At 73.1% G+C, this 1283-nt stretch carries 1 protein-coding gene; it reads right to left on the reverse strand.

The window, feature by feature from the left end; genetic code table 11:
* On the reverse strand, positions 1 to 1036 hold a 1036-nt coding region (locus HW445_RS31395; protein WP_180224165.1), incomplete at its 3' end, for an ATP-grasp domain-containing protein.
* Positions 1037 to 1283 lie beyond the last annotated feature (247 nt).

Below are 1283 nucleotides of genomic sequence, written 5' to 3' on the forward strand. Positions count from 1 at the left end.
CCCAGGGCGAACCCGCCGGACGCAGCCGCTGCGGGGACGCCACCACGGCGTAGTCCGCCCCCAGGAACGGCGGCTCCAGGTCACCCGGGTCCTCGCCCAGCGCCAGGCGGACCGCGGCCCACGGCGCGTTCAGACCGCACAGCGAGAGCTGGTGCAGCCCGCCCGCCGCCCGGGTGTTGACGTCCAGCAGAACCGGTTCCCCGCCGAACATGCGGAACTGGACGTTGGAGAGGTGATGGAGTCCGAACCGCTCGGCGATCAGACGGGCCGGCGCGATCCACCGCTCGTCGAGGGTGAACCCGCGGCGCCGGCCGTTCTTCGTCCGGCCCACGGTCATCCGCACCCGGTCGTCGGTACCGGTGAGGCAGTCCACCGAGACCTCCGGCTCCTCCAGCCGCGGCATCACCAGCCAGTTGACCTTCTCGCCGCCGTCCCGCAGCGCGCGGAGCACCATGTCCAGCGGGACGACCGTGCTGGGGAAGCCGTCCAGCTGGGCCATCGAGAACGGGCTGCGGGTGATCACCCGGAACCCCACGCCGCCCGCTCCGGCGGCGGGCTTGAGGCAGGCCCGGTGCCCGTCGGCCTCCAGCTTCTCGACCGCCTCGACCAGCTCGGACCCGTCCCGCACCCGGAACCACGGCGGCACCGGAACGCCCAGCTCGGCGACCCGCTCGTAGGCGGTCGCCTTGTCGTGGAAGGCGGCCACGCCCTCGGCGGTCGGTGCCAGCAGCGCCGTGCCGACCGCCTCGAACTCGGCGCGGTGCGCGACGATCACCTCCTGGTGCAGCCGCGGCACGAACACGTCGATGCCGCGCCGCGCGCACTGGTCCAGGGCGAACTCGGCGTAGGCGGCGGGGGAGAGGCCCTCGGGCTCCATCGCCGCGGTGTCGGCCGCGGCGAGCACCGGCGAGTCCGGGTCCCCGTGGGTGGCATGGATCTCCACCGCGCGGTCCTGCGGATTTCTCCGCAACTGGTCCATGAAGAACACGTTCTCCGCGTACGTGCGGTTGAGCCAGACGCGTACGCGAGAGATCATTCAGGCCGCCTTTCGGGTGTGCGGGCACGGCGAAGCAGCCGGCCCGGCCGGGTACACGCGTGTAGGGACGCCGAACCGTGGGAAGTGAAACGGGGGTTTCGCAGCGGCGGCGTCGGGCCGATCATAGAGCTTCGCGGGACGCGTTCCGCTACACGAGTGTTACGACTTCCCCCACCGCGTGTCGTGCCCGTCCCGGCACGGCCCGGCCCCACTCGCCGGGCCCCGGGGCGCTACCGGCCCACCCGCC

This window comes from Streptomyces sp. UH6 (genome assembly GCF_013421635.1).
Taxonomy (GTDB): Bacteria; Actinomycetota; Actinomycetes; order Streptomycetales; family Streptomycetaceae; genus Streptomyces; species Streptomyces abyssomicinicus.